The organism is Pseudomonas sp. N-1-13, assembly GCF_057787095.1.
In genome coordinates, this window is the sequence record NZ_JBYNRI010000001.1 from 1,720,774 (window position 1) to 1,746,659 (window position 25,886).

A 25,886-nucleotide genomic window follows, 5' to 3' on the forward strand; every position below is an offset into this window, starting at 1 on the left:
GGAGAATCCGATGCGTGTGTGGTTTTTGAGTGCCGGCCTGGCCCTGATGTGCATGGCCCAGAACGCAGCGGCGGGTACAGTCCTGATCGTTGGCGATAGTATCAGCGCCGCTTTCGGCCTGGATACCCGGCAAGGTTGGGTATCCTTGCTCGAACAACGGCTCAAGGCCGAAGGTTTCGACGACAAAGTGGTCAATGCTTCTATCAGTGGTGACACCAGTGCAGGCGGCCAGGCGCGGCTGCCGGCGCTGCTTGCAGCCCATAAGCCGGACCTGGTGATCCTGGAACTGGGTGGCAACGATGGCTTGCGTGGACAGCCGCCAACGCAATTGCAACAAAACCTTGCAGCGATGATCGACAGCTCCCGCGCCAGCGGTGCCAAGGTACTGCTGCTGGGCATGCAGTTGCCGCCCAATTATGGGCAGCGCTACACCGATGCCTTTGCCCGGGTCTACAGCACCCTGGCCGAGGAGAAAAACGTGCCGCTGGTGCCGTTTTTCCTTCAGGACGTTGGTGGTGTTCCGGGGATGATGCAGGGCGATGGCTTGCACCCGTCCGTCGCGGCCCAGGGCAAGTTGCTGGAAAATGTCTGGCCGACGCTAAAACCGCTGCTGTGAAGCTTTTCTACAGGCGGTCTTTCGGCTAATGTGGCGCCCCCGATTTGGAGCCCCCGATGCCGCGTCCCGCCTGGTCCCTGTTTGCCTACCAACTGATCGAGCCTGACGAACAGCTGGACCTGTTCGCCTGCCAGGAAGTGCGGGTGCATCTGGTGACCCGGCAACTGGAACTCGGTGGCTCGGCCGACCGGACCCTGTGCGGCAGCCTGCTGCCGGCCCAGCCGCGCTGGTCGGCTGTTGACCGCAAGATATTCCAGGACCATCGCCTGTGTTCATTGTGCCGGGCGATCCTGGAGTCCCAGAAGCGCGGCACCTCGCCGATCTGGCCGGAACTGCGGTTCGAATTGTAATTCCCCAGATCCCCGGCATGCCCCTTGTGGGAGCGAGCCTGCTCGCGATGGCGGTGGGCCTGCTTGCATTGATGTTGGATGTGCCGCCGCTATCGCGAGCAGGCTCGCCCCCACAGGTTTTTATTTCAGTCACCAGACATGCTAGGCATCGGACGCCTCATTGTCGCCCTCCCCGAAATAACGGGGGGCGGTGTACAATCACAGTCTTCATACCCTCTGTTCGACCTGCAAAGGATTTCCCGGATGTTGCTGCGCTTGCCTGCCGTCACCCGCTGCCTGTCTCTTGCCGCCCTGTGCATGGCTGGTCCCGTTGCCGCCCTGGAGCTGCCTCTGCCACCGCCAGGCGAAGACATTGTTGGCCAGGTGCAGGTCATCAAGGCCAAATACGAAGACACCTTCGCCGACCTGGGCACTACCTACGACCTGGGCTACACCGAGATGGTCGCTGCCAACCCGGGCGTCGATCCCTGGTTGCCGGGTGCGGGCACCGAGGTCGTGCTGCCGACCCGTTTCATCCTGCCGCCTGGCCCGCGCGAAGGCATCGTGATCAACCTCGCCGAGTACCGTCTCTACTACTTCCCCAAGGGCCGGAATGTGGTCTACACCTTCCCGCTGGGCATTGGCCGTGAAGGTTGGGGATCGCCGATTGCCCACACCAGCATCATTGCCAAGACCCCGAATCCGACCTGGACTCCGCCGGCCTCGATCAAGGCTGAGCATGCCGCCGACGGCGATCCGTTGCCGAACGTGGTGCCGGCCGGTCCCGATAATCCCTTGGGTCCGTTCAAGTTCACCCTGGGCACCCCGGGTTACCTGATCCACGGTTCGAACAAGAAGTTCGGCATCGGCATGCGCACCAGCCACGGCTGCTTCCGCATGTTCAACAACAACGTACTGCAGATGGCCGGCATGGTGCCGGTGGGCACCTCGGTACGGATCATCAACGATCCCTACAAGCTGGGTGTGAGCGGCGGGAAGGTTTATCTGGAGGCCCACACGCCGCTGGACGACAACGGCAACCCATCGGTGGTGGACAAGCACACCGCGGTGATCAACACGATGCTCAAGCGTGAGGACATCACCAGCAACCTACGCATGGACTGGGATGTTGTGCGTGATGTGGTGGCGGCCGAAGACGGCCTGCCGGTCGAGATCGCCGTTCCGAATACGTCGGCACCGATGGTCTCCAGCGCGCCGATCGATCTGCAACAGTAAAACCTGCAATAGAGACCCGCCGGCGTTTCGCGATGTCGGTGGGTTTTTTATCGCCTGGGGAAACGCCGGGCAATAAAAAAGCCGACCCAAAAAATGGGTCGGCTCGATAACAATCCCGGAGGACTATTACTTGCGGCTAGCTTTTTCCAGCATGCGCAGAGCACGCTCGTTAGCTTCGTCAGCAGTCTGTTGTGCTTTTTGAGCAGCAGCCAGAGCTTCATCAGCTTTACGGTAAGCTTCGTCTGCACGAGCTTGGGCGCGAGCTGCTGCGTCTTCGGTAGCAGTCAGACGTGCTTCGGTTTCTTTCGATGCGCTGCTGCAACCGGTAGCCAGAACTGCGGCCAGGGCCAGAGCAGAGAATTTCAGAACGTTGTTCATCGTGTTCCCCTTCAAGGACTTTCTATTAAGTGACTGTCTCCTCACAGCGAGGAGTTAGCCGGCGTACATACTACCCATTACTTGTAGTAAGTAAACTGACGTCGCGCAAGAAGCAAAAAAATTGTAGGCGGTGATTCTTTTTCGAGCAACTTTTTGGGGTGTTGTTTAAAAAATATGCAGCCTCCGGCACCTGGCTTGAGCGCGTCATTGAGCAAAAGTTCCGTGCGCGGGAGAACTTTCCTTAAGCCGTTAACGTCGTTGTTTATTGATTCGTCTACACTTTTGAGCGTTTTTTGCTCAGGGGGGCGGCTATCTTTATTGGTGTTGGCGGTGACTTTAATAACCGGCGCTCGTCTCACGACTCAACAACTGGCGATGTTCAGCTATTGCGCCTTGGCCGACTAGCGCGTGACGGTGGCGCTCAATCGATAAACCCGACCGGGTTTTACCCCCATTGACGGGCGTGCCTTGAGCATTTGCGTCATTGGTGCCTACTATTCACGACGTGCTCGGGGTTGAGCGGTGGGTGTTGGCGCTCGGTGACCAGACAGGCACGGGGTGGCGTAGATGTTCCTTCGCCGGAAAAACATCGGTAAGGTAGGGGTCAGCATTCAGACCCGCGAGGAGTAGTGATGAGCGAGGCGTTGTCCATCCACCATGACCAGGCTGGTCATCAGTTCGAGACCAATGTGGACGGTCATCGTGCCTATCTGACTTATATGGACCTGGGCAAACAGACCCTGGATATCTATCGCACCTTCGTGCCCAACGCCTTGCGCGGACGCGGCATTGCGGCGGCGCTGACCGAAAGGGCGCTGCAATACGCCGACGAAATGGGCTACACGGTGATCCCGTCCTGCTCCTACGTGGAGCGCTACATGGAGCGTCACCAGCGTCACGCGGCCAAGCTCTGACCTTACGGATTCCCCAATAAAAACGCCGGGCTGAAAAGCCCGGCGTTTTTTTTAGCCTTGAAAAGAGCAAAGGTCGCAGCCTTCGCCTACACATAGCCGGCCTAGGCGCCGTCGAGTGCCACGAGGCTGCGATCCTTTTAGCCACGCTGACGTTTAGGCAACACGTCCTTGAGCTTGGCATGCATGCTGCGTAGGGTGTTCTCGGTTGCGCTCCAGTCGATGCAGGCATCGGTGATGGACACACCGTACTGCAAGTCCGCCAGATCCTTGGGGATCGCCTGGCAGCCCCAATTCAAATGGCTTTCGACCATCAGGCCGATGATCGACTGGTTGCCTTCCAGAATCTGGTTGGCCACGTTCTCCATCACCAGCGGTTGCAGCGCCGGATCCTTGTTGGAGTTGGCGTGGCTGCAGTCGACCATGATGTTCGGCTTGATCTTGGCCTTGTTCAGTGCCTGCTCACACAGCGCGACGCTGACCGAATCGTAGTTCGGTTTGCCGTTGCCACCGCGCAGCACCACGTGACCATAAGCGTTGCCCTTGGTGGTGACGATCGAGACGCCACCCTCCTGGTTGATGCCCAGGAAGCGGTGAGGGCTGGAAACCGACTGCAAGGCGTTGATCGCCACGGTGAGGCCGCCGTCGGTGCCATTCTTGAAACCCACGGCCGAGGACAAGCCGGAGGCCATTTCACGGTGAGTCTGGGATTCGGTGGTCCGCGCACCGATGGCCGACCAACTGATCAGGTCCTGCAAGTATTGCGGGGAGATCGGGTCCAGGGCTTCGGTGGCGGTGGGCAGGCCCATTTCGGCCAGATCCAGCAGCAATTGGCGACCGATGTGCAGGCCATCCTGGATCTTGAAGGAGTCGTCCAGGTACGGGTCGTTGATCAGGCCTTTCCAGCCGACGGTGGTGCGCGGCTTTTCGAAATACACCCGCATTACCAGGTACAGGGTGTCGGAAACTTCCGCCGCCAGCACTTTCAGGCGCTCGGCATATTCGTGGGCGGCCTTGATGTCATGGATCGAGCAGGGCCCGATGACCACGAACAGGCGATGGTCGGTGCCGTCGAGAATGTTGCGAATGACTTCCCGGCCCTTGGTCACGGTGCGCAGTGCAGCGTCGCTCAGGGGGATATCGCGCTTGAGCTGGTCAGGCGTGATGAGGGTCTCGTTGGAGGCGACGTTAAGGTCATTGATCGGTAAATCAGCCATCGTGTTACTCGTCAGGTCACGGGTGCCGGCCGCCAGCGATCCCCGCGCGGCGGTGCACAGCGGATTTAAGCGCGTCGGGGAGCGGAACCTTAGCGCGTTACGAGGTTGCTCGACAATGGGCAGGGACGGGTTAATTGCGGCGGGGGAGCTTGCTCGCGCTTGACGGCGCAGCCTTCACAAAAGGACCTGCTGCGCCCGAACGTGAACCGGCCCGGCGGAACCCGGCTGTCTCGCCACGTTGGCCCGCACCTATGTAATGATGCGCAGGGACTGTTAGCTGAGGAGTGGCAATGATGCAGGCAGGCGTTAAACCGCGGATCGGGATGATCGGCACCGGTGCGATCGGTGGGTTCTATGGCGTGATGCTGGCTCGCGCCGGTTTTGACGTGCATTTTTTACTGCGCAGCGAATTTGGGGCGGTGGCCGAGGGCGGCTTGCGAGTCGACAGCGCGGTTCACGGCGCCCTGACGCTCAACCCGGTCCAGGCGTATCGTTCGGCGGCGGACATGCCGCCCTGCGACTGGCTACTGGTCGGTGCCAAGACCACCAGCAATGCCGACCTGGCCCCGGCCATCATTCAAGCTGCCGCTCAGGGTGCAAAAGTCCTGTTGCTGCAAAATGGCCTGGATGTTGAGGACGACCTCCGACCGTTGCTGCCCGATTCGCTGCATCTGCTGGGCGGCCTGTGCCTGATCTGTGTGCATCGGGTCGGTCCTGGCGTCATTGCCCACCAGGCCCTCGGTGCAGTCAACCTCGGTTACCACAGCGGTCCTTGCCACGATCAGGCGCAACGCATGGCGATTGTCGAGCAGGGGGCCGGGCTGTTCCGTGCCGCCGGCCTGGATTCCCAGGCCATGCCCGACCTGCGGCAGGCGCGCTGGCAGAAACTGGTGTGGAACGTGCCCTACAACGGTCTTTCGGTTCTGTTGGGTGCCAGTACCACGCCGTTGATGGCCGACAGTGACAGCCGAGGCTTGATCCAGGCCCTGATGGGGGAGGTGGTGCGGGGTGCTCAGGCTTGCGGTCACCAGATTGCGCCGGGCTATGCCGAGTATCTGTTTGCGATGACCGAAAAGATGCCCGACTACTGGCCGAGTATGTATCACGATTATTCCCACCAGCGCGCGCTGGAGCTGGAGGCTATTTACAGCCGACCATTGGCGGCGGCGAAAAAAGCCGGTTGTGAGCTGCCGAAAATCGAAGCCTTGTATCAGGCGTTGGCATTTATGGACCGACGAAACCGCTGATCAGGCGAAAGGGGGAGCGACATGGCAAACAACATCGACGACAAACTGGTGCTGGCGATTTCCTCGCGGGCGCTGTTCGATCTGAGTGACAGCCATAAGGTGTATCTGTCGGGCGGCGTCGAGGCTTACCGGCAATATCAGATTGAGCATGAGGACGAAGTCCTCGAACCCGGCGACGCCTTCGCTCTCGTACAAAAGCTGCTGAATCTCAACGAGCATCTGGGGCGTGCGCGAGTCGAGGTAGTTCTGGTTTCGCGCAACAGCGCCGACACCGGCCTGCGGGTGTTCAACTCGATTCATCATTACGGGCTGGCGATTTCCCGCGCGGCGTTCGTCGGCGGCCGCAGTCCTTACCCCTATCTGAAGGCGTTCGGCTGTGATCTGTTTCTGTCCACCCACGCTGAAGATGTGCGCAGTGCCCTGGACGCCGGATTCGCCGCTGCGACCATTCTGTCGGGTGGCGCCAGCCGCGCCGCCAGCGAGGAACTGCGTATCGCTTTCGACGGCGATGCGGTGCTGTTTTCCGACGAATCCGAGCGTGTCTATCAGAGCGGCGGCCTGGCTGCATTCCAGGCCAGCGAACGGCAAGCGGCTCGTGAGCCGCTGCGAGGCGGGCCGTTCAAGGGGTTTCTGGCGGCACTCAATGCACTGCAACGCGAGTTCCCCGAAGACGCCTGCCCGATTCGCACGGCGCTGGTCACTGCCCGTTCGGCACCGGCCCACGAGCGCGTCATCCGGACGTTGCGCGAATGGGACATTCGTCTGGATGAGTCGCTGTTTCTCGGTGGCCTGACCAAATCGGCATTTCTCGAAGCCTTCGCCGCCGACGTCTTTTTCGACGACCAGACCGGCCACTGCGAACTGGCTCGCGAGGTGGTCGCCACGGGGCATGTGCCTCACGGCATCAGCAATGAAGTGAAGCTCTGACTGCCCGTTGTTTAGGGCGTTACGCTGGACGTCGTACTCCTCAAGGCGCTGCTAAGCTGAATCCATCTCCGCCATTCTGGCACGCGAGGAGGTCACATGATTCGTTCGATGCTGTACGCCACAGACCTGGGACTTTACGCCCCTTATGTGATGCAGCATGCCTTGGCGTTGGCACGGACGTTCGAAGCCGAGTTGTATGTGGTGCACGCGGTAGAGCCAATGGGGCTGTTCGCGGAGTCGGTGTTGCAAAGTTATCTCGATGAGCAAGCGCTGAACGAATTTCATCGCCAGGGTCTGAATACGGTGATGGCCAACATTGAGCAGCGGGTGCTCGACAGCTTTCGCGAAGAGTTGGGCGAGGGGCAGCAGGACTTGAAGCTGATCAAGTCGGTGCGGGTTTTCCAGGGCGATCCATCCCAGGTCATTCTCGATCAGGCTGCGAAACTCTCTGTGGATTTGCTGATCGTAGGCAGTCACTGCCAAGGGGCCAGCGGTGAAACGCCGCTGGGCAGGACCGCTGCGCGGGTATTGCAGTTATCCCGGGTACCGGTCTACCTGGTGCCGTTGGTGCAGCGGCGACGTCAGGGGGAGGCTTGAGGCAAAGTAGTGGCTTTTTTATAAAAAGTTCTAGATTAATTGATGCAACCATTCATATAGTTATATACCGTCGCTGATGCCCGTGGCGTCCAACTGCTTTGAGGGATACATATGAAGCTTCAACAACTGCGCTACATCTGGGAAGTGGCGCACCACGACCTCAACGTTTCCGCTACTGCCCAAAGCCTCTACACGTCGCAACCCGGCATCAGCAAGCAGATCCGCCTGTTGGAGGATGAGCTGGGTGTCGAAGTTTTCGCCCGCAGCGGCAAGCACCTGACCCGCGTGACCCCGGCCGGTGAGCGCATCATCACCACGGCCGGAGAGATCCTGCGCAAGGTCGAAAGCATCAAGCAGATTGCCCAGGAATTTTCCAACGAGAAAAAAGGCACGCTGTCGATTGCCACCACCCACACCCAGGCCCGTTATGCACTGCCTCCGGTGATCAGCAACTTCATCAAGCAATACCCGGACGTGGCCTTGCATATGCACCAGGGCTCGCCGATGCAGATCGCCGAAATGGCGGCGGACGGTACCGTGGATTTCGCCATCGCCACCGAGGCTCTGGAACTGTTCGGCGATCTGGTGATGATGCCGTGCTACCGCTGGAACCGCTGCGTGGTTGTGCCTCAGGGCCATCCGCTGACCAAGCTGCCAAAGTTGACGCTTGAAGCCTTGGCCGAATACCCCATCGTGACTTACGTATTCGGTTTTACCGGCCGTTCGAAACTCGACGAAGCCTTCAGCCATCGCGGCCTGACCCCGAAAGTGGTGTTCACCGCCGCCGACGCCGACGTCATCAAGACCTATGTCCGCCTTGGTCTGGGCGTGGGCATCGTGGCGAAAATGGCCGTCGATACCAAGCTGGACGGCGATCTGGTGGTGCTGGATGCCAGCGAGTTGTTCGAGTCCAGCGTGACCAAGATCGGTTTCCGGCGTGGCACCTTCCTGCGTGGTTTCATGTGCGACTTCATCGAAAAGTTCGCCCCACACCTGACCCGGGAAGTCATGGCCAAGGCCATCCAGTGCCACAACAAGCAGGAACTCGAAGAGCTGTTCGACGGTGTGGAATTACCGGTGCACTGAACAGTGAGTGCTAGATCGCCTCGGTGACAGCGAACTGTTGCCGGGCGCCTGCGACGACGATCTCTACTTCATCCCCTTCGAACTTGCCCAGCAGGCTTCGTCCCAGCGGCGAGCGAGGGGTGATGACGGTGATCGGCTGGCCCACCAGCGACACTTTCAAGCCCGCGGCATCCGGTCCCAGAAACAACCATTGCTGGCGGTCATCTTCATCCGCCAGCCCGATCAGGGTGCCAATCTGAATGCCGCGCTGTTCGTCGTAGGGCCGGAGTATCAGGTTCTGGCAGAGGGCGAGGGCCTGGCGGATTTCTTCGACACGCCTGGCTTGCCCGGCAGCGAGGTAAGACGCTTCAAGACCCAGGGTGTCGTATTTGTTCTCGGCGATGTTTTCCTCGTGGGTCGCGGTTTCGTAGGCCGTCTGCGCGGCGCGCTCGGCGATACCCAGGTCAATCCTGAGTTTGTCGAGAATCAGTTGGTGGACGATCTGTTTGTTCATGATCAATCGCAAAACTGCAAAACGTTGGCCCGGCTCTTTTCACTGGGCGCGTTCTGGTCCTGTTGCAACCAGAACTGACACTTGGGGTTGGACAGGTTGCGAGGATCGCTGCGGGCTTGATCCAGGGCTTGTCGTTGTTCGTTTCGTTGCAAATTTTGCTGGTACTGCTCGAACATGGGGGTTGGCGGCTCCGGGGTCGGTTGCATCGCTGGCGGTTGCCCCAGTTGCTGCACGGCCGCGGCCACTGGCGCCAGTTGTTCGTTGAACAGGAATCTGGACAGCAGCCAACCGGTCAATACGATGGCGAGAAACCCCAGCCACAGGCCCAGGGCAATGCTGACGGTCAATTGCAGGGCTGTAAGGCGTGGCGCTGGCGGGTGATCGGACATGGCTGCTTCCTGGCAATGAACACGTGATAGGCGGCGATTGTCGCATGAAGATTAATCGCCGTCGGCTCTTCTGCATCATCGGTTTAATGCGGGACAATCAGGCCTTTGCCACAGGGATTCGGGAATGACCGTGCGCTGGGATATTTTTTGCACCGTCGTCGATAACTTTGGCGACATCGGCGTCACTTGGCGCCTGGCTCGGCAATTGGTGGCCGAGCATCAATGTGCGGTGCGGCTATGGGTCGATGACCTGCGGGCCTTTGAACGACTGTGTCCGCAAATCGACATCACGCTGTGCGAGCAATGGCAGCAGGGTGTGCAAGTCTGCCATTGGCCTGAGGTCTGGCCGTCCACCGACGCCGCCGATGTAGTCATCGCCGCGTTTGCCTGCCAGTTGCCGAGCGCCTACATGGATGCGATGGCCGAGCGGCAGACCACGCCGTTGTGGATGAACCTCGATTACCTGAGTGCGGAAGATTGGGTGATCGGGTGCCACGGATTACCCTCGGTCAAATACAAGCACGTGCAGAAATATTTCTTTTTTCCGGGCTTCCGCGAGGGCACGGGCGGGCTGCTGCGTGAAGCCGGCCTGCTGGAGCGGCGTCGGCAGTTTCAGCAGGATGCCCAGGCGCAACGGATTTTCCTGGAGGCGTTGGGCGTCCATCGGACGCCGGGCTCGCGTCTGATCTCGCTGTTTGCCTACGAAAACGCCGGGCTTGCCAGTTGGTTCGATGCCATGGCGACCGATACCCAGGCCTCTCATGTATTGATCCCCGAAGGTCGGGTGCTCGGCGATGTCCAGCGTTGGCTGGGCATCGATGGCCTGAAGGCCGGTGCGGTACAACAACGTGGTGCCCTGACGGTGCAGGTGCTGCCGTTCGTCCGCCAGGATCAGTACGATCAACTGCTATGGTGCTGCGATTTCAACGCCGTGCGGGGTGAAGACTCCTTCGTGCGCGCCCAATGGGCGGGTCGGCCGCTGCTTTGGCATATCTACCAGCAGGAAGAAGACGTCCACCTGGAAAAACTCGAGGCATTCCTCCGGCTGTACACCCACGGCCTTTCGGAGCCGGCTGAAAAAGCGATCAGCGGTCTCTGGCGATCCTGGAATGCTGGCCAGGACATGGCCGAACACTGGAAAATGGTCGATCAACAGCAGCAGGAACTGCTTGATCATGCCCAGGCATGGTGTCTGGAACAGGCCTCGCGACCCGATCTTGCCGCAGCGCTGGTGAAGTTTTATGTAAATTGGATATGATACGCGGCCTAGATTTTTGTAAATCCCATCCAAATTCGGATATTCGCAATGAAAACTGGTAAAGAACTGAAACCCGGGACCGTGATCCGTCTCGAAAACGATCCTTGGCTGGTTCAGAAAGCTGAGTTCACCAAGTCGGGTCGTAACAGCGCGATCATGAAGACCAAGCTGAAGAACCTGCTGACCGGTTACAAAACCGAGATCGTCTACAGCGCCGATGACAAACTGGACGACGTGATCCTCGACCGCAAAGAAGCGACCCTGTCCTTCATCAGCGGCGACACCTACACGTTCATGGACACCACTGACTACACCATGTACGAGCTGAACGCCGAAGACATCGAAAGCGTTCTGCCGTTCATCGAAGAAGGCATGACCGACGTCTGCGAAGCCGTGTTCTTCGAAGAGCGTCTGGTCTCCGTAGAACTGCCGACCACCATCGTGCGTCAGGTTGACTACACCGAAGGTTCCGCTCGCGGTGACACTTCCGGCAAGGTAATGAAGCCTGCCAAACTGAAGAACGGTACCGAGCTGTCGGTTGCTGACTTCATCGAAATCGGCGACATGATCGAGATCGATACCCGCGAAGGCGGTTCCTACAAAGGCCGCGCTAAATAAGCGAAGTCTTGTGTATGAAAAAGCCCGACCATTGAGTCGGGCTTTTTCATGCCTGCGGATCATGTTCAGACAGAGGGCAGGATGGAGACGGTGACGAGGGGATTTAATCCTGCCTTGTGAGAGCAAAGCTTGCTCGCGATCCAGACGCCTCGGTTCCGCGCTGTGTTCATCGCGGGCAAGCCTTGCTCCCACAGGGTTGCGCCACCAGTCACTTCAGATGTTGTTTCAGTTCTTGGGATACCTGCAACATCGCCGAACGCACCGCTGGCACCTGGCTCACCACATTGAGCAAACCATAATCGTGAATCATGCCGTTGTAGCGCACCGCCGTGACCGGCACGCCAGCCGCGTCCAGTTTACGGGCGTAGGCTTCACCCTCATCGCGCAACACGTCGGCCTCCGCGGTCTGTACCAGCGCGGGCGGCAGGCCCTTGAGTTGCGCGGTGCTGGCGCGTAACGGAGAGGCATAGATCTCGCTGCGTTGCCCGGCATCGGTGGTGTAGTTGTCCCAGAACCACTTCATCATGTTTTTACTGAGGAAGTGTCCCTCGGCGAATTGGTTGTAGGACGCCGTCTCGAAGCTGGCATCGGTCACCGGCCACAACAAGGCCTGGAATTTGATCGCCGGGGTACCTTTGTCCTTGGCCATCAACGCCACGACCGCTGCCATGTTGCCGCCGACGCTGTTGCCCACCACGGCCAGGCGCTTGCCGTCGACATTGATTTGCTTGCCATGCTCGGCCACCCATTTCGTCGCGGCGTAGGCCTGATTGATCGCTACCGGGTAATGCGCTTCCGGCGAAGGCGTGTAGTTGACGAACACTGCGACGGCACCTGATCCGGCCACCAGATCCCGAACCAGCCGTTCGTGGGTTGGGAAATCCCCCAATACCCAACCACCGCCGTGGAAGAACATGAACACCGGCAGTTCACCCTTGACGCCGGCCGGCCGGACGATGGTCAGGCTGATCGGCTGGCCATCGACCTCAATAGTTTTCTCGCTGACGTCGGCCTTGGGCAAGCTCAGTTTCACCCCGGCCTGGGCGCCGACCAGTACCGCGCGGGCGTCCTTGGGCGACAGTTGCTCCAATGGCTTGCCGGTGCCGGCATTCAGCGCGTCGAGAAACGCCTGGGTGTTGTGTTCCACGATGCCGTCGGCGAACGCGCTGCCGACGCTCAGTGCCAGAAGGGTGCCGGTCAAGGCTTTGCTGAAGGTGTTCATGTGCATCTCCTTAAGTGCAGGCTGGAAGGCGTTGGTTAAACGGTGACGTGCAGGCGCACATCGACGTTGCCACGAGTGGCGTTGGAGTACGGGCAGACTTGGTGAGCTGCGTCCACCAGGCTCTGTGCATCGGCCAGGTCCAGACCGGGCAAGCTGATGTGCAGGTCGATGTCGAGGCCGAAACCACCGGGAATCTGGCCGATACCGACATGGGCGGTGATCGAGGCGTCATCCGCAATCTTGCGCTTGCTTTGGCTTGCGACGAATTTCAGGGCACCGATGAAGCAGGCCGAGTAGCCGGCAGCGAACAGTTGTTCCGGGTTGGTTGCCGCGCCGCCTGCACCGCCGAGTTCTTTGGGGGTGGCGAGTTTGACGTCCAGGATGTTGTCGCTGGAGATTGCACGACCATCACGGCCACCGGTGGAAGTTGCGATTGCGGTGTAGAGCGTTTGCATGGTGAGAGCCTCGGTTTTGGTTGCTGTTGCAGCGCTAAATGTTTGTGCGCTAATTAGGTGTGAGGCAAATGTATAGCGCTAATATTTTGCGCGCAAGATAAATTTTTAAGGGGAATTGAATTTCGCTCGTTCAAACGGCGTAGATCCCTTGAGTTAGAGCGGTTTCATCAGCTGAAAATTTTTTTTTAAGAGAGGGGGCAGGAGGTGATCGGACTGGTGCCATCGCGAGCAGGCTCGCTCCCACAACGATCTGTGTTGAACACAAAAAGTGCGTCCACCAAAGATCAAAATGTGGGAGCGAGCCTGCTCGCGATAGCGTTGGGGCAGTTGACGGTGCTGCTGGACAGGCTGCGTTTCAGAGGCTGTCTTGCAAATTCCCGCGCAGCTCTTGCAGGTCATGCTGCAGCTTCTTCAATTGCTCCAGGGTCTGGCCACTGGCGCCGAGAATGCACTGGGGAATGTTGAGGGCCTTTTCCTGCAGGGCGCGTCCCTGTTCGGTGAGCTCGACGATGACCACGCGTTCATCCTCACGACTGCGGGTGCGGCTCAGCAAGCCCTCGGCCTCCAGGCGCTTGAGCAACGGGGTCAGTGAACCCGGATCGGTGAGCAGGCGGTTGCTGATTTCCCCGACAGTCAGGCCGTCCTTTTCCCACAGCACCATCATCGCCAGGTACTGCGGATAAGTCAGGCCCAGGGCTTGCAGCAGCGGCTTGTAGACTTTGGTCATCAGCAGCGACGTGGAGTGCAGGGCGAAGCACACCTGGTTGTCGAGCAACAGGGCTTCGCAGGGGTCGGAGGTGTCGCGTTGGGTGCTCATGGCAGAACCTTCAATCAATGATCGCTACGAATCTAGCGGGCGAACCTTTAATGCGCCAGATAATTCTGACGTTCTGATCGGAAGTTGCGTTCCCCCGCGAGTGCCGACTGCGTAGGATAAGCGCCCTGATCAAGGGGGAATCGGCTGTGATCGAAGGTGTGATGTATCTGGCGTTCGGTGCCGCATTGGGCACTTTGGGGGGATTGTTCGGGATTGGTGGCGGGTTGATCGCCATTCCGGTGCTGGGCCTGTTGTTCGGCCTCGATCAGCAGATCGCCCAGGGCACGGCCCTGGTGATGGTCGTGCCAAACGTGATGCTCGCCTTGTGGCGCTACCACCAGCGCAATCGCATTGAAATGCGTCATGTACTGCCACTGGCCTCCATGGGTTTTTGCTTTGCCTGGCTTGGCTCGATCTGGGCGGTGGGTATCGACGCGCAAAGCATGCGAATCGGCTTCGTGGCCTTCCTGATCGTGCTGGCGGCCTACAACCTGATTCGCATGTTCGCCGCCAGCCCCCCGGCTTCGGCGCAGATGCGTTATGGCTGGCCGTGGCTCGCCGTGTTGGGGGCGGCGTCGGGGACCATGGGCGGATTGTTCGGTGTCGGCGGGGCGGTCGTCGCGACGCCGTTCCTGACCAGCCTGTTCGGTACCAGTCAGGTGGTCGCCCAGGGATTGTCTCTCTCGTTGGCCTTGCCCAGTACTGGTGTGACCCTCGCCACGTATGCGGTGCATCACCAAGTGGACTGGTGGATCGGCCTGCCGCTGGCCGCTGGTGGCCTGCTCAGTATCAGTTGGGGGGTAAAAGTCGCCCACGCCATGCCGGAGCGGCTGCTGCGCGGGCTGTTCTGCGGTTTCCTGGTGCTGTGCGCGATCTTGCTCGCCTTTAAAGTTTGAAACCTTCGACGATGTGCTCGGCCAGGCACTCGGTGATCGGCGACGGATTATGCAGGTTGCGGATCAGCATGATGCTCGCTTCGGGCAACTGCGGCAGGTTTTCCGCCTCGCCCAGCACGCGCATGTCCGGGGTCAGCAGGCTTTCCAGTTGCGCGGTGATCGCCAGGCCCGCGCCAACCACTGCCATGAGCGCCGACAGGCTCGAGCTGTTGTACGCCACGCGATAATCGCGGCCCATGGCATCCAGTGCATTGCAGGCCCATTGCCGGCAGAAGCAATCACTGTTGAACATCGCCAGCGGCAACGGTGTTTGTTCGTGGACGTTGAAGCATGCCGCTTCGGCCCAGACAAAGCGCTCCTTGCGCAATAACTGGCCGATTTCGTCCCCCGGTTTGCGGGTGACGATGGACAGGTCCAGATCCTGGCGCAGCAGCAACTGCTTGGACGACTCGCAGTGCACTTCAATTTCGATCAAGGGATAGAACTGGGCGAAGCGCTGCAGGATCCCCGGCAAAAAACGCATCACATAATCGTCCGGGGTGCCGATGCGCACCGTGCCGACCATGTGCGGCTCACGCAGGGTGTTGAACACTTCGCTGTGCAGCTTGAGGATCCGCCGGGCGTAGCCGAGCAACACCTGGCCTTCGGCGGTCAGCTTGACCTGGCGCCCGTCACGCTCGAACAGCCGCCGCTGCAATACATCTTCTTCCAGTCGCTTCATCTGCATGCTGACGGCGGACTGGGTGCGATTGACCAACTCACCGGCACGGGTGAAACCGCCCTGGTCAGCGATGGCGACAAAGGTACGCAGCACTTCCGTATCGATGCTCGGGTAACTCGACAATTGATCAATCTCCGAGATGTATTGCATAAGAAACATTCGTTGGATTGATCTTAGCGTTAGCGTGAGACTTGAGCCATCCCCAACGGAGGACATCACGATGAAAGGTCAAAAAGGTTATCTACTGATAGAAAAACTCTCATCCCATGGCTTTTCCATCAGCGCTCTGCTGCACAAGTTTAGCCGCTGGTACGAATTGCACCACGAACGTGAACTGCTTGCCGGAATGAGCGATGAGGCGCTCAAGGACATCGGCGTCAGCCGTGCCGACGTCGAAAAGGAAGTGGTTCGGCCATTCTGGGATGACCCGATGCACAAATGAGCGATCCTTCCCTACACAAACCGCTTAATGGTGAGGTAGGTTGCGAGCAGACAAGGAGATCTTCATGCCCGCGACTCTGTCCTTTACCCTCAAACAGGCCCGGCGTCTGGCGCTGGCCGCCCAAGGATTCGACGGGCGGCCGACGTCAGCTTCGGTGCAACCGGCGCGCCTTAACCGCCTGATTGAGCGCCTCGGCGTCCTGCAGATTGATTCGGTCAATGCATTGGTGCGTTCGCACTACCTTCCGCTGTTTTCCCGTCTCGGTCACTACACCTCTGATTTGCTCGACCAGGCAGCCTGGAGCCAGGGTCGACGTCGTACGCTGTTCGAATACTGGGGTCATGAAGCCTCATTGCTGCCGCTGGCGATGTATCCGCTGATGCGCTGGCGCATGGAGCGTGCGTCCCGCGGTGAGGGCATTTATCGACAGTTGGCGCAGTTCGGTCAGGAGCGTCAGGATGTCATTCGCCGCGTACTGGCTTCGGTCCGCGAGCAAGGTGCGGTGGGGGCGGGCAGCTTGTCCACGCGCCAGGAAAAGGCCGGCCCCTGGTGGGACTGGAGCGCCGAGAAGCATGCGCTGGAATGGCTGTTCGCGGCGGGTGAAGTGACGGTGGCGGGGCGGCGGGGCTTCGAGCGGCTTTACGACTTGCCGGAACGCGTGTTTCCGTCCTCGGTCCTGCAACAACCGCTGCCTGACGAGCCCCAGGCCCAGCGCGCCTTGCTGCTGCATGCCGCCCAAGCCTTGGGTGTGGGCACCGAGAAAGATTTGCGCGACTATTTTCGACTCGATCCGGCCGATAGCCGTGGACGACTGGCCGAACTGGAGGAGGCCGGTGAACTGGTGCGCTGCCAGGTGCAAGGCTGGAAGCAACCGGCCTGGTGCCGACCCACCGCGAAGATTCCCCGCAAGGTGGCGGCCAGTGCGTTGTTGTCGCCCTTCGATTCATTGGTCTGGGAGCGTAGCCGTACCGAGCGGCTGTTCGATTTCCGTTATCGGCTGGAGATTTATACCCCAGCTCACAAGCGTGTATATGGCTACTACGTGCTGCCATTCCTGCACAACGAACGTATCGCCGCGCGGGTGGATCTGCGGGCGGAGCGGGCTTTGGGTCGATTGGCGGTGCATGCCGTGCACGAGGAGGAACCGGGGCTGGACGAGGAGGGGATGCAGGCTTTGGCGGTGAGCCTGCGACGCTTGGCCGACTGGCTGGGGTTGGCGCGGGTCCAGCTCAATTGCGCTCGGGCGGGTGGGGTTCGGCTGGCGGGGGCGTTGGCTGAGGTGGGGGGTGACTGAATTGGCCTCATCGCGAGCAGGCTCGCTCCCACAGTTGACCTTTGGTGAACACAGGATTTGTGAACGCCGCGGTCAATGTGGGAGCGAGCCTGCTCGCGATAGCAATCCAACAAACGGCGAATGACTTACTGACTCACCGCCTCACCTGCTTCAACGTCTCGGCAATCAAAAACGCCAGTTCCAGCGACTGATCGGCATTCATCCGCGGATCGCAATGAGTGTGGTAACGGTCCGACAGCCCGTCCTCGGTGATCGGCCGCGCGCCGCCAATGCACTCGGTGACGTTCTGCCCGGTCATTTCGATGTGGATGCCGCCGGCATAGGTGCCCTCGGCTTCGTGAACCTGGAAGAACTGTTTCACTTCCCCGAGGATTTGCGCGAAGTCCCGGGTCTTGTAACCGCTACTGGCCTTGATGGTGTTGCCGTGCATCGGGTCCGAACTCCACAGCACCTGCTTGCCTTCTCGTTGCACGGCGCGCAATAGCTGCGGCAGGTGATCGCCGACCTTGTTCGCGCCCATTCGCGCGATCAGGTTAAGCCGCCCCGGATCATTGTCCGGATTGAGCACGTCGATCAGACGGATCAAGTCGTCGGGGTTCATGCTCGGGCCGACCTTGACGCCGATCGGGTTGTTCACCCCGCGCAGGAATTCGACATGGGCACCGTCCAACTGACGGGTGCGGTCACCGATCCACAGCATGTGGGCCGAGCAGTCGTAGTAGTCGTTGGTCAGGCTGTCGCGGCGCACGAAAGCTTCTTCGTAATTGAGCAGCAGCGCTTCGTGGGCGGTGAAGAAGCTGGTTTCGCGCAATTGCGGCGAGCTGTCCATGCCGCAGGCGCGCATGAAGGCCAGGGTTTCGTCGATACGGTCGGCCAGGTGGCTGTACTTCTCAGCCAGGGCCGAGTTGGCGATGAAGTCCAGGTTCCACTTGTGCACCTGATGCAGATCGGCGAATCCGCCCTGGGCGAAGGCCCTTAGCAGGTTCAAGGTGGCGGTGGACTGATGGTAGGACTGCAGCAGCCGCTCCGGGTCCGGTACGCGGCTTTTTTCGTCGAAGCCGATGCCGTTGACGATGTCGCCGCGATAGGCCGGCAGGGTTACCCCGCCAATCGTCTCATCGTTGGCCGAGCGCGGTTTGGCGAACTGTCCGGCCATACGACCGACCTTGACCACCGGGCAACCGGCGGCGAAGGTCATGACGATGGCCATTTGCAGCAACACCTTGAAGGTGTCGCGGATCTTCGCCGCCGAGAACTCGGCAAAGCTCTCGGCGCAGTCGCCGCCCTGCAGCAGGAAGGCCCGGCCTTGGGTGACTTCGGCGAACTGACGGCGCAACTCCCGGGCTTCACCGGCAAACACCAGCGGCGGATAACTGGCCAGGGTCTGCTCGACCTGCAGCAAATGCGCCGCGTCGGGGTATTGGGGTTGCTGCTGGATCGGCAGGGCGCGCCAGCTGTCAGGGCTCCAGGGTTGGCTCATCATGATCTCTAGGTGGTTTACGCTCGGGCTGCCATGTTATCAGCAAATTAGTGCGTGACCTGTTTGCGTCGCTTCGCGGACAATCGCGCTTTTGCCCCGGTTATGTTCAGGGTCAGCGCAGCCACAGGAGATGAAATGACAGAGGAGCGCGTCGAGCATTTGCTCGCCGAAGTGCATGACGAGTTCGGTGTTATCCGGGTTCTCGAAGTGGCGGACTACCGTTTTCTGGAATTTGGCGATGCCATCGAACAGAGCTGCGTGTTCACGGCCGACCCGAGCTGGCTCGAATATGATTACACCCGCGCCATGTTGATTGGCGCGTTGTGCCACGAGCAGCCGGAAAGCGCGCTGTTTCTTGGGCTGGGCGCCGGGACGCTGACCCAGGCTTGCCTCAAGTTTCTGCCGCTGGAAGATGTCGAAGCCATCGAACTGCGCCCCGATGTGCCGCGCCTGGCCATCCAATACCTGGGGCTGGACGACGATCCGCGGCTGTACATCCGCGTCGGCGATGCCCTGGAGCTGCTTGAAACCGCCGAGCCTGCGGATTTGATCTTTGTCGACCTCTATACCGACGTCGGCCCTGGCGTCGGGCACCTGGCCTGGGGTTTTCTGGAGAACTGCCAGAAACGCCTCAACCCCGGCGGCTGGCTGGTGATCAACCAATGGGCCACCGACGACGGCAAGCCATTGGGCGCGGCGCTGCTGCGCGGCTTGTACCACCGGCATTACTGGGAGCTGCCGGTTAAAGAAGGCAATGTCATCCTGATCGTGCCGGCGGATCTGGACCAGGAACTGGACATGCAAGGACTGGTCGCCCGGGCCGAAGGGCTGGCGCCGCGGCTGGGTTATTCGTTGCAGTCGTTGATCAAGGCCATTCGTCCGGCGACTTGATAGGCAAGCTGTCGGAAGGTAAATCGTTTAAGCCGGCTGTCCCGACGCCCATGACAGCCAGTCCCATAACCGGGTTTGGCAATAAAAAATCTCCCTTTTCGGGCGATTTCCGGTATAGTGCGCGCCGGCCTTTAGCCGGGCCGCGTCAAGGTAGCGCAATTCCCCGAAGCCAGCTTCGGTTGCATGTCCGCACAACGGATGCTTCCACGACGTTCTTTTTCATTCATTCGTTTTCGCAAATCCCCGCCGACAAAGCAGCCAGGGCGACTCTTGAGTCTCAACACGGCATGCGCAGCTTTGGAGCATGGGTCTTTGCGGATGCACTTAGAGGCAGACCCATGACCCAGGAAACCGGCGGCTTCGTCGCTTTTAATCTTAATCCGAACATTCTTGCAGCCGTCATTGCGACCGGTTACGAAGAACCTTCGGCTATTCAGCAGCAATCGATCCCGATCATCATGGCCGGTCACGACATGATTGGTCAGGCGCAAACCGGTACGGGTAAAACCGCCGCGTTCGCCCTGCCGATCCTGCATCGCATCGATCCTGCTAAGCGCGAACCGCAAGCCCTGATCCTGGCGCCAACTCGTGAGTTGGCGCTGCAAGTAGCAACCGCTTTTGAAACCTACTCCAAGCAGATGCCTGGTGTAACCGTTGTGGCTGTTTACGGCGGCGCTCCAATGGGCCCGCAACTCAAAGCCATCCGTAACGGCGCGCAGATTGTTGTCGCCACTCCGGGCCGTCTGTGCGACCACCTGCGTCGTGACGAAAAAGTCCTGGCCACCGTGAACCACCTGGTTCTCGATGAAGCCGACGAAATGCTCAAGCTGGGTTTCATGGATGACCTGGAAGTCATCTTCAAGGCCCTGCCAGCGACCCGTCAGACTGTATTGTTCTCGGCCACTCTGCCGCAGTCGATCCGCGCCATTGCCGAGCGCCACCTGCGCGACCCGCAACACGTAAAGATCCAGACCAAGACCCAGACCGTCACCGCGATCGAACAGGCTCACCTGTTGGTTCACGCCGACCAGAAGACCTCGGCCGTACTGAGCCTGCTGGAAGTCGAGGATTTCGACGCCCTGATCATGTTCGTACGTACCAAGCAAGCGACCCTGGACCTGGCCAGCGCCCTGGAAGCCAAAGGCTACAAAGCCGCTGCGCTGAACGGTGACATTGCCCAGAACCAGCGTGAGCGTGTGATCGACTCCCTCAAGGATGGCCGTCTGGACATCGTTGTGGCCACTGACGTTGCCGCCCGTGGCCTGGACGTTCCGCGCATCACCCACGTGTTCAACGTGGACATGCCGTACGATCCGGAATCCTACGTTCACCGTATCGGCCGTACCGGCCGTGCCGGTCGCGAAGGTCGTGCACTGCTGCTGGTCACCCCGCGTGAGCGCCGCATGCTGCAAGTGATCGAGCGTGTAACCGGTCAGAAGGTCGCCGAGGTTCGCCTGCCGGACGCCCAGGCAGTTCTCGATGCCCGCATCAAGAAGCTCACCAACAGCCTGTCGCCACTGGTGGCTGACGCCGAATCGACCCACGGTGATCTGCTCGATCGCCTGACCGCCGACATCGGTTGCACCCCACGTGCCCTGGCCGCTGCTCTGCTGCGCAAGGCCACCAATGGCCAGGCGCTGACCCTCGCTGCGATCGAGAAAGAACGTCCACTGGTGCCGAACAACGCACCGCGTGGCGATCGTCCAGAGCGTAGCGGTGATCGTCCGGACCGTGGTGATCGCGAGCGTCGTGCGCCGATCCCGCTGGCCGAAGGCCGTGCGCGCTGCCGTACTGCGCTGGGTGCCCGTGACGGCATCGCGGCCAAGAACCTGCTGGGCGCCATCCTCAACGAAGGCGGTCTGGCTCGTGAGGCCATCGGTCGCATCCAGGTACGTGACAGCTTCAGCCTGGTAGAGCTGCCGGAAGATGGTCTGGAGAAGTTGCTGACCAAACTGAAGGACACTCGTGTCGCCGGCAAGCAGCTTAAACTGCGTCGCTATCGCGAAGATTGATCCGCTCTCGGGCTGATTGATCGAACATAAAAAATCCCCGACTGGTTCGGGGATTTTTTTTGCCTGAAGCTGGGTGTCTTTTCAGGGCGAGCCCATCGCGAGCAGGCTCGCTCCCACAGTGGCACAGGTAAATGCAGTCAAATGTGGGAGCGAGCCTGCTCGCGATTGAACGCGACTCGGTTCATCAGTCAAACCGATAGATGTCCATCCCCAAAGCGCCCAGGGTGAACCCCTGATGGGCAACGCTGAATTCACCTCCCGCACCCCGGGCAAAATACAACGGCAACAAGTGCTCGTCACTGGGATGGCTGCGCACGGCGTGGGGTGCCTGGCGACGGTAATCATGCAGCGCGGCTTCGTCGTCCTCTGCCAATTTCTCCACCATCCAGTCACGAAAAGCCTTGGCCCAGGGCTCAATGCTTTCGGGGCCGGCGTTCCAGTCCAGGTCGCGCAGGTTATGGGTGATGCTGCCTGAGCCGATCAGCAACACGCCTTGCTGGCGCAGGCTCGCCAAGGCCCGGCCGACCTGGGTTTGCAGGGCCGGCCCTTGTCGGCTGGGCAGGGAGATCTGCACGACGGCAATCTCGGCCTTGGGGTACATCAAGGACAACGGCACCCACACGCCATGATCGCAGGGTCGCTCTGTGTCCAGGCGTGCCGGCAGGTGTGCGGCGTTGAGCAGGGCCGCCACTTGCCCCGCCAATTGTGGATCGCCCGGCGCCGGATATTGCACCTCGTACAGAGCCGGCGGGAAGCCGCCGAAGTCGTGCCAGGTCCGTGGATGCGGATTGGCGCTGACCAGTAGTTCACTGCTTTCCCAGTGCGCGGACACGATGACGATGGCTTTGGGTGTGGGCAGTTGCGCGGCGAGGCGAGCCAGTGCCGGGCCGCTGTCGCCGGGTTCCAGGGCCAGCATCGGTGAGCCATGGGAGATAAACAGGCTGGGCAGCATGAACGGACTCCTGAGCGTTAAGATGTCGCCATCTTCTGTCAGGTCTATGATCTAAATCTAATATAAGTTTTAGCCCGTTTTAATCGGTTTTTCTGGAGTGAGTGATGGAGCCTGAGTTTTGGCACAAGCGCTGGTCAACGAATCAGATCGGTTTTCATCTGCCAGAGGTGAATCCCTATCTGCAACGTTTCTGGTCGCAACTGGGGGTTGAGCAGGGCAGTCGGGTGCTGGTGCCCCTATGCGGGAAGACGCTCGACCTCTTGTGGCTTGCCCAACAGGGGTATTCGGTACTGGGGGTGGAGCTGTCGGAAAAAGCCGCCGCGGATTTCTTCCTTGAGCATCAGCTTGAGCCGAGCGTGAGTGAAGAGGGCGCATTCAAGGTGTTCCGTGCCGCTGACATTGAAATCCGCTGCGGTGATTTCTTTGCCCTGAGCCCGGAGGATGTGAGCGATTGCACGGCGCTGTACGATCGCGCTGCATTGATCGCCCTGCCTGGGCCGATGCGGGAGCGGTATGCGGCTCATCTGCAGAAGATTCTGCCGCAGTGTGTCGGATTGCTCATTACTCTGGATTACTCACAGGATGAAATGCCTGGCCCGCCGTTTTCCGTAGGGGATGGCGAAGTGCAGAGGCTGCTGGGCGAGGTCTGGCGGCTGGAGGTATTGCAGGAGCAGGATGTGCTGGGGGAAAGCTGGAAGTTCTTGCAGGCTGGGGTCAAAAGGCTGGATGAGCGGGTGTATCGGGTTTCCAGTCGTTGATGTGGCGTGCCCGCTGGCCTTGTCGCGAGCAGGCTCGCTCCCACAGTTGATCCGTTGCGAACTATGAATTGGCACTCGCTGAAGCCCCTTGTGGGAGCGAGCCTGCTCGCGATGGGGTCAGACCCGGCAACTCATAAATCAGGCAGAAAAAAAGCCCGCATCGCTGCGGGCTTTTTCTTGAAGCTTGAACCTGTCAGCCGCGACGACGCAGTGCGTCGATACGCTCTTCCAGTGGCGGGTGACTCATGAACATGCGAGCCAGGCCTTGCTTGATGCCACCGTTGATGCCAAAGGCATTGAGGGTGTCGGGCATGTGTACCGGCAAACCTTGCTCGGCACGCAGGCGTTGCAGGGCGCCGATCATGGCGCTGGTGCCAGCCAGGCGTGCGCCGGCATCATCTGCGCGGAACTCACGTTTGCGCGAGAACCACATGACGATGGCGCTGGCGAGGATGCCCAATACCAACTCGGCGAAAATGGTCGCCACGTAGTAGGCGATGCCCTGGCCTTCTTCATTCTTGAAGATCACCTTGTCGACGAAGTTGCCGATGATGCGGGCAAAGAACATGACGAAGGTGTTCACGACGCCCTGGATCAGCGCCAGCGTCACCATGTCGCCGTTGGCGACGTGACCGATCTCATGGGCCAGCACAGCCTTGACTTCATCCGGCGAAAACCGCTCGAGCAAGCCCTGGCTGACGGCGACCAGCGCGTCGTTCTTGTTCCAACCGGTGGCGAAGGCGTTGGCCTCGTAGGCTGGGAAGATGCCCACTTCCGGCATCTTGATGCCGGCTTCGCGTGACAGCTGCTCGACGGTTTGCAGCAGCCATTGTTCGTGGCGAGTGCGCGGCTGAGTGATGATCTGGGTGCTGGTGCTCATCTTCGCCATCCACTTGGAGATGAACAGCGAGAACAGGGAACCGGCGAAACCGAACACCGCACAGAAGATCAGCAGCTGACTGAGGTTGAGGTCAACCCCGTTGGCCGCCATGAACCCGTTGAAGCCAAAAAGGCTCAGGGTGATGCTGGCAATCAGCACGACCGCCAGGTTAGTGGCCAAAAACAGCAGGATGCGCATCATGGTTGTGGAAATCTCCTCATGCTAAAGATGTAGCGTTATGCGGGGTATATAAGGTGCCGCCGCAGGCTATTCAACACGCCGACTATTTCAAACTGTGTCCTACACGCGTCGCAAATGTTTGAAAGACTTTTCTGAAAGTGACCGCGGAAAAGAAAAGGAGCGCCCGTACCCCGTGAACGTTGAGTCGCGCCGCGCACCGTCTGCCGCGCCTTCAGTGTAGAAGGCCTGCCGCAACGGGCGAAACGGATGTGTTGCTGAATCAAACAGCGTGCGAGTCGTCCCCTCGCACGCCACCTGGATTACTGGCGGTAGGACTTGAGGAAGTTGCCGATCCGGCCAATGGCCTGGTCCAGGTCGTCGACCCGAGGCAGGGTCACGACGCGGAAGTGATCCGGCCATGGCCAGTTGAACGCCGTGCCCTGGACCACCAGCAGCTTTTCGGACAGCAGGAGGTCGAGGACGAATTTTTCATCGTTGTGGATCGGGCAGACCTTCGGGTCGATCCGCGGAAAGGCGTACAACGCACCCATTGGCTTGACGCAACTGACACCAGGAATGTCGTTGAGCAATTCCCAGGTACGGTTGCGTTGCTCCAGCAACCGGCCCTGGGGCAGGACCAGGTCGTTGATGCTCTGGTAGCCACCCAGCGCCGTCTGGATCGCGTGTTGGCTCGGTACGTTGGCACACAGGCGCATATTGGCCAGCATGTCGATGCCTTCGATGTAGCTCTGGGCGTGATGCTTGGGACCGGAAATAACGATCCAGCCGGAGCGGAAACCCGCCACCCGATAGGATTTGGACAGGCCGTTGAAGGTCAGGCACAACAGGTCCGGCGCCAGTGACGCGGTGCAGACGTGCACGGCATCGTCGTACAGGATCTTGTCGTAGATCTCGTCGGAAAACACCACCAGGTTATGCTGGCGAGCCAGTTCCAGCATGCCCAGCAGGACCTCCCTGGAGTACACCGCGCCAGTGGGGTTGTTCGGGTTGATGATCACCAGTGCCTTGGTGTTCGGGGTGATCTTGGCCTTGATGTCCGCCAGGTCGGGAAACCAGTTGGCCTGTTCATCGCACAGGTAATGCACCGGGTTGCCGCCCGACAGGCTCACGGCGGCGGTCCACAATGGGTAGTCCGGGGCCGGCACCAGCACCTCATCGCCGTTGTTGAGCAAGGCCTGCATCGACATCACGATCAGTTCGGACACGCCGTTGCCCAGGTAGATGTCTTCGATGCCGACACCTTCGACCTGTTTCTGCTGGTAGTACTGCATCACGGCCTTGCGGGCGCTGAACAGGCCCTTGGAGTCGCTGTAGCCCTGGGCGGTCGGCAGGTTGCGGATAACGTCCTGGAGGATTTCATCGGGCGCTTCGAAACCAAAGGGTGCCGGGTTGCCGATGTTCAGCTTGAGGATGCGATGGCCTTCCTCTTCCAGGCGTTTGGCGTGCTTGAGCACCGGGCCGCGAATGTCGTAGCAGACGTTGGCGAGCTTGTTCGATTTGCTGACCTGCATGGCGATGTGTTCCCGAAAATGAACGATCCAGGCGGCGAGTGAACTACCGTAC

At 60.0% G+C, this 25,886-nt stretch carries 28 protein-coding genes; 16 read left to right on the plus strand and 12 right to left on the minus strand.

The window, feature by feature from the left end; genetic code table 11:
- The first annotated feature begins 10 nt into the window (after positions 1-10).
- The 3 genes from AC3I65_RS07900 to AC3I65_RS07910 all read left to right on the plus strand — a co-directional run bounded on the left by AC3I65_RS07900 (position 11) and on the right by AC3I65_RS07910 (position 2,181).
- Positions 11-616 (plus strand): arylesterase, encoded by a 606-nt coding sequence (locus AC3I65_RS07900; RefSeq protein ID WP_047226350.1) that lies wholly within the window; start codon positions 11-13, stop codon positions 614-616.
- Positions 617-672: 56 nt separating this feature from the next.
- Positions 673-966 carry a hypothetical protein gene (locus AC3I65_RS07905; RefSeq protein WP_047226351.1) on the plus strand — a complete coding sequence of 98 codons (294 nt, stop codon included), beginning with the start codon at positions 673-675 and terminating at the stop codon, positions 964-966.
- Between the two features lie 243 nt (positions 967-1,209).
- Positions 1,210-2,181 (plus strand): L,D-transpeptidase family protein, encoded by a 972-nt coding sequence (locus AC3I65_RS07910; protein WP_047226352.1) that lies wholly within the window; start codon positions 1,210-1,212, stop codon positions 2,179-2,181.
- Between the two features lie 126 nt (positions 2,182-2,307).
- Here the strand turns inward: AC3I65_RS07910 and oprI are convergent, their stop codons facing one another.
- Positions 2,308-2,559, minus strand: coding sequence for an outer membrane lipoprotei OprI (gene oprI, locus AC3I65_RS07915; RefSeq protein WP_011335311.1), 252 nt, complete (start codon positions 2,557-2,559; stop codon positions 2,308-2,310).
- Between the two features lie 632 nt (positions 2,560-3,191).
- Here oprI and AC3I65_RS07920 point away from each other — a divergent pair.
- A complete protein-coding gene (locus AC3I65_RS07920) occupies positions 3,192-3,473 on the plus strand; it encodes a GNAT family N-acetyltransferase (RefSeq protein ID WP_047226353.1) in 282 nt (93 codons plus the stop codon).
- Positions 3,474-3,610: 137 nt separating this feature from the next.
- Here the strand turns inward: AC3I65_RS07920 and AC3I65_RS07925 are convergent, their stop codons facing one another.
- Positions 3,611-4,687, minus strand: a complete 1,077-nt coding sequence (locus AC3I65_RS07925) for a 3-deoxy-7-phosphoheptulonate synthase (RefSeq protein WP_003199364.1) — start codon at positions 4,685-4,687, stop codon at positions 3,611-3,613.
- A gap of 293 nt (positions 4,688-4,980) precedes the next feature.
- On the opposite strand from AC3I65_RS07925, the gene AC3I65_RS07930 reads away from it, so the two are divergent.
- From AC3I65_RS07930 to cysB, 4 genes are all read left to right on the plus strand, one after another.
- Positions 4,981-5,934: a putative 2-dehydropantoate 2-reductase gene (locus AC3I65_RS07930; protein WP_047226421.1), complete on the plus strand. Its 954-nt coding sequence runs from the start codon at positions 4,981-4,983 to the stop codon at positions 5,932-5,934.
- 21 nt (positions 5,935-5,955) lie between these two features.
- The gene (locus AC3I65_RS07935) at positions 5,956-6,861 is read left to right on the plus strand and encodes a 5'-nucleotidase (protein WP_047226354.1); all 906 of its coding nucleotides are present in this window, start codon (positions 5,956-5,958) and stop codon (positions 6,859-6,861) included.
- Positions 6,862-6,957: 96 nt separating this feature from the next.
- On the plus strand, positions 6,958-7,458 hold the full coding sequence (locus AC3I65_RS07940) for a universal stress protein (protein ID WP_047226355.1): 501 nt from the start codon (positions 6,958-6,960) through the stop codon (positions 7,456-7,458).
- Positions 7,459-7,569: 111 nt separating this feature from the next.
- Positions 7,570-8,544 carry an HTH-type transcriptional regulator CysB gene (gene cysB, locus AC3I65_RS07945; protein WP_018603112.1) on the plus strand — a complete coding sequence of 325 codons (975 nt, stop codon included), beginning with the start codon at positions 7,570-7,572 and terminating at the stop codon, positions 8,542-8,544.
- Positions 8,545-8,554: 10 nt separating this feature from the next.
- Here cysB and AC3I65_RS07950 read toward each other — a convergent pair whose 3' ends face one another.
- Together AC3I65_RS07950 and AC3I65_RS07955 are read right to left on the minus strand one after the other, a co-directional pair.
- Positions 8,555-9,037 (minus strand): GreA/GreB family elongation factor, encoded by a 483-nt coding sequence (locus AC3I65_RS07950; RefSeq protein WP_047226356.1) that lies wholly within the window; start codon positions 9,035-9,037, stop codon positions 8,555-8,557.
- A 2-nt stretch (positions 9,038-9,039) separates the two neighbouring features.
- Positions 9,040-9,426, minus strand: a complete 387-nt coding sequence (locus AC3I65_RS07955) for a hypothetical protein (protein WP_488523608.1) — start codon at positions 9,424-9,426, stop codon at positions 9,040-9,042.
- Positions 9,427-9,550: 124 nt separating this feature from the next.
- Here AC3I65_RS07955 and earP point away from each other — a divergent pair, with 124 nt between their 5' ends.
- Positions 9,551-10,684, plus strand: a complete 1,134-nt coding sequence (gene earP, locus AC3I65_RS07960; protein WP_281459419.1) for an elongation factor P maturation arginine rhamnosyltransferase EarP — start codon at positions 9,551-9,553, stop codon at positions 10,682-10,684.
- A 48-nt stretch (positions 10,685-10,732) separates the two neighbouring features.
- Positions 10,733-11,302, plus strand: a complete 570-nt coding sequence (locus AC3I65_RS07965; RefSeq protein ID WP_003199385.1) for an elongation factor P — start codon at positions 10,733-10,735, stop codon at positions 11,300-11,302.
- Positions 11,303-11,510: 208 nt separating this feature from the next.
- Here the strand turns inward: AC3I65_RS07965 and AC3I65_RS07970 are convergent, their stop codons facing one another.
- From AC3I65_RS07970 to AC3I65_RS07980, 3 genes are all read right to left on the minus strand, one after another.
- Positions 11,511-12,524, minus strand: coding sequence for an alpha/beta hydrolase (locus AC3I65_RS07970; RefSeq protein ID WP_076385714.1), 1,014 nt, complete (start codon positions 12,522-12,524; stop codon positions 11,511-11,513).
- Positions 12,525-12,559: 35 nt separating this feature from the next.
- Positions 12,560-12,979, minus strand: a complete 420-nt coding sequence (locus AC3I65_RS07975) for an organic hydroperoxide resistance protein (RefSeq protein WP_047226360.1) — start codon at positions 12,977-12,979, stop codon at positions 12,560-12,562.
- A 355-nt stretch (positions 12,980-13,334) separates the two neighbouring features.
- Entirely contained in the window at positions 13,335-13,796 is a 462-nt protein-coding gene (locus AC3I65_RS07980; protein WP_316912816.1) for a MarR family winged helix-turn-helix transcriptional regulator, read from the minus strand.
- Positions 13,797-13,957: 161 nt separating this feature from the next.
- Here AC3I65_RS07980 and AC3I65_RS07985 point away from each other — a divergent pair, with 161 nt between their 5' ends.
- Positions 13,958-14,692 carry a sulfite exporter TauE/SafE family protein gene (locus tag AC3I65_RS07985; protein ID WP_047226362.1) on the plus strand — a complete coding sequence of 245 codons (735 nt, stop codon included), beginning with the start codon at positions 13,958-13,960 and terminating at the stop codon, positions 14,690-14,692.
- Here AC3I65_RS07985 and AC3I65_RS07990 read toward each other — a convergent pair.
- Entirely contained in the window at positions 14,682-15,536 is an 855-nt protein-coding gene (locus AC3I65_RS07990; RefSeq protein WP_171061402.1) for a LysR substrate-binding domain-containing protein, read from the minus strand. The two genes, AC3I65_RS07985 and AC3I65_RS07990, sit on opposite strands and share 11 nt — an antisense overlap.
- A 97-nt stretch (positions 15,537-15,633) precedes the next feature.
- On the opposite strand from AC3I65_RS07990, the gene AC3I65_RS07995 reads away from it, so the two are divergent.
- Positions 15,634-15,855 carry a DUF1127 domain-containing protein gene (locus AC3I65_RS07995; protein ID WP_047226364.1) on the plus strand — a complete coding sequence of 74 codons (222 nt, stop codon included), beginning with the start codon at positions 15,634-15,636 and terminating at the stop codon, positions 15,853-15,855.
- 64 nt (positions 15,856-15,919) lie between these two features.
- Positions 15,920-17,149 carry a winged helix-turn-helix domain-containing protein gene (locus AC3I65_RS08000; RefSeq protein WP_281459418.1) on the plus strand — a complete coding sequence of 410 codons (1,230 nt, stop codon included), beginning with the start codon at positions 15,920-15,922 and terminating at the stop codon, positions 17,147-17,149.
- Positions 17,150-17,282: 133 nt separating this feature from the next.
- Here AC3I65_RS08000 and AC3I65_RS08005 read toward each other — a convergent pair whose 3' ends face one another.
- Entirely contained in the window at positions 17,283-18,629 is a 1,347-nt protein-coding gene (locus AC3I65_RS08005) for a class II 3-deoxy-7-phosphoheptulonate synthase (RefSeq protein WP_047226366.1), read from the minus strand.
- A 135-nt stretch (positions 18,630-18,764) separates the two neighbouring features.
- Between AC3I65_RS08005 and AC3I65_RS08010 the strand changes: the two genes are divergently transcribed.
- Positions 18,765-19,520: a spermidine synthase gene (locus AC3I65_RS08010; protein ID WP_047226367.1), complete on the plus strand. Its 756-nt coding sequence runs from the start codon at positions 18,765-18,767 to the stop codon at positions 19,518-19,520.
- 338 nt (positions 19,521-19,858) lie between these two features.
- Positions 19,859-21,532 (plus strand): DEAD/DEAH box helicase, encoded by a 1,674-nt coding sequence (locus AC3I65_RS08015; RefSeq protein WP_047226368.1) that lies wholly within the window; start codon positions 19,859-19,861, stop codon positions 21,530-21,532.
- 184 nt (positions 21,533-21,716) lie between these two features.
- Here AC3I65_RS08015 and AC3I65_RS08020 read toward each other — a convergent pair whose 3' ends face one another.
- Positions 21,717-22,484: a DODA-type extradiol aromatic ring-opening family dioxygenase gene (locus tag AC3I65_RS08020; RefSeq protein WP_274090271.1), complete on the minus strand. Its 768-nt coding sequence runs from the start codon at positions 22,482-22,484 to the stop codon at positions 21,717-21,719.
- A gap of 104 nt (positions 22,485-22,588) precedes the next feature.
- Here AC3I65_RS08020 and AC3I65_RS08025 point away from each other — a divergent pair, with 104 nt between their 5' ends.
- Positions 22,589-23,242, plus strand: a complete 654-nt coding sequence (locus tag AC3I65_RS08025; RefSeq protein WP_188251187.1) for a thiopurine S-methyltransferase — start codon at positions 22,589-22,591, stop codon at positions 23,240-23,242.
- A gap of 193 nt (positions 23,243-23,435) precedes the next feature.
- Here the strand turns inward: AC3I65_RS08025 and htpX are convergent, their stop codons facing one another.
- Positions 23,436-24,323: a protease HtpX gene (gene htpX, locus AC3I65_RS08030; protein ID WP_047226371.1), complete on the minus strand. Its 888-nt coding sequence runs from the start codon at positions 24,321-24,323 to the stop codon at positions 23,436-23,438.
- A 299-nt stretch (positions 24,324-24,622) separates the two neighbouring features.
- The gene (locus AC3I65_RS08035; protein WP_047226372.1) at positions 24,623-25,834 is read right to left on the minus strand and encodes a pyridoxal phosphate-dependent aminotransferase; all 1,212 of its coding nucleotides are present in this window, start codon (positions 25,832-25,834) and stop codon (positions 24,623-24,625) included.
- Between the last annotated feature and the right edge of the window lie 52 nt (positions 25,835-25,886).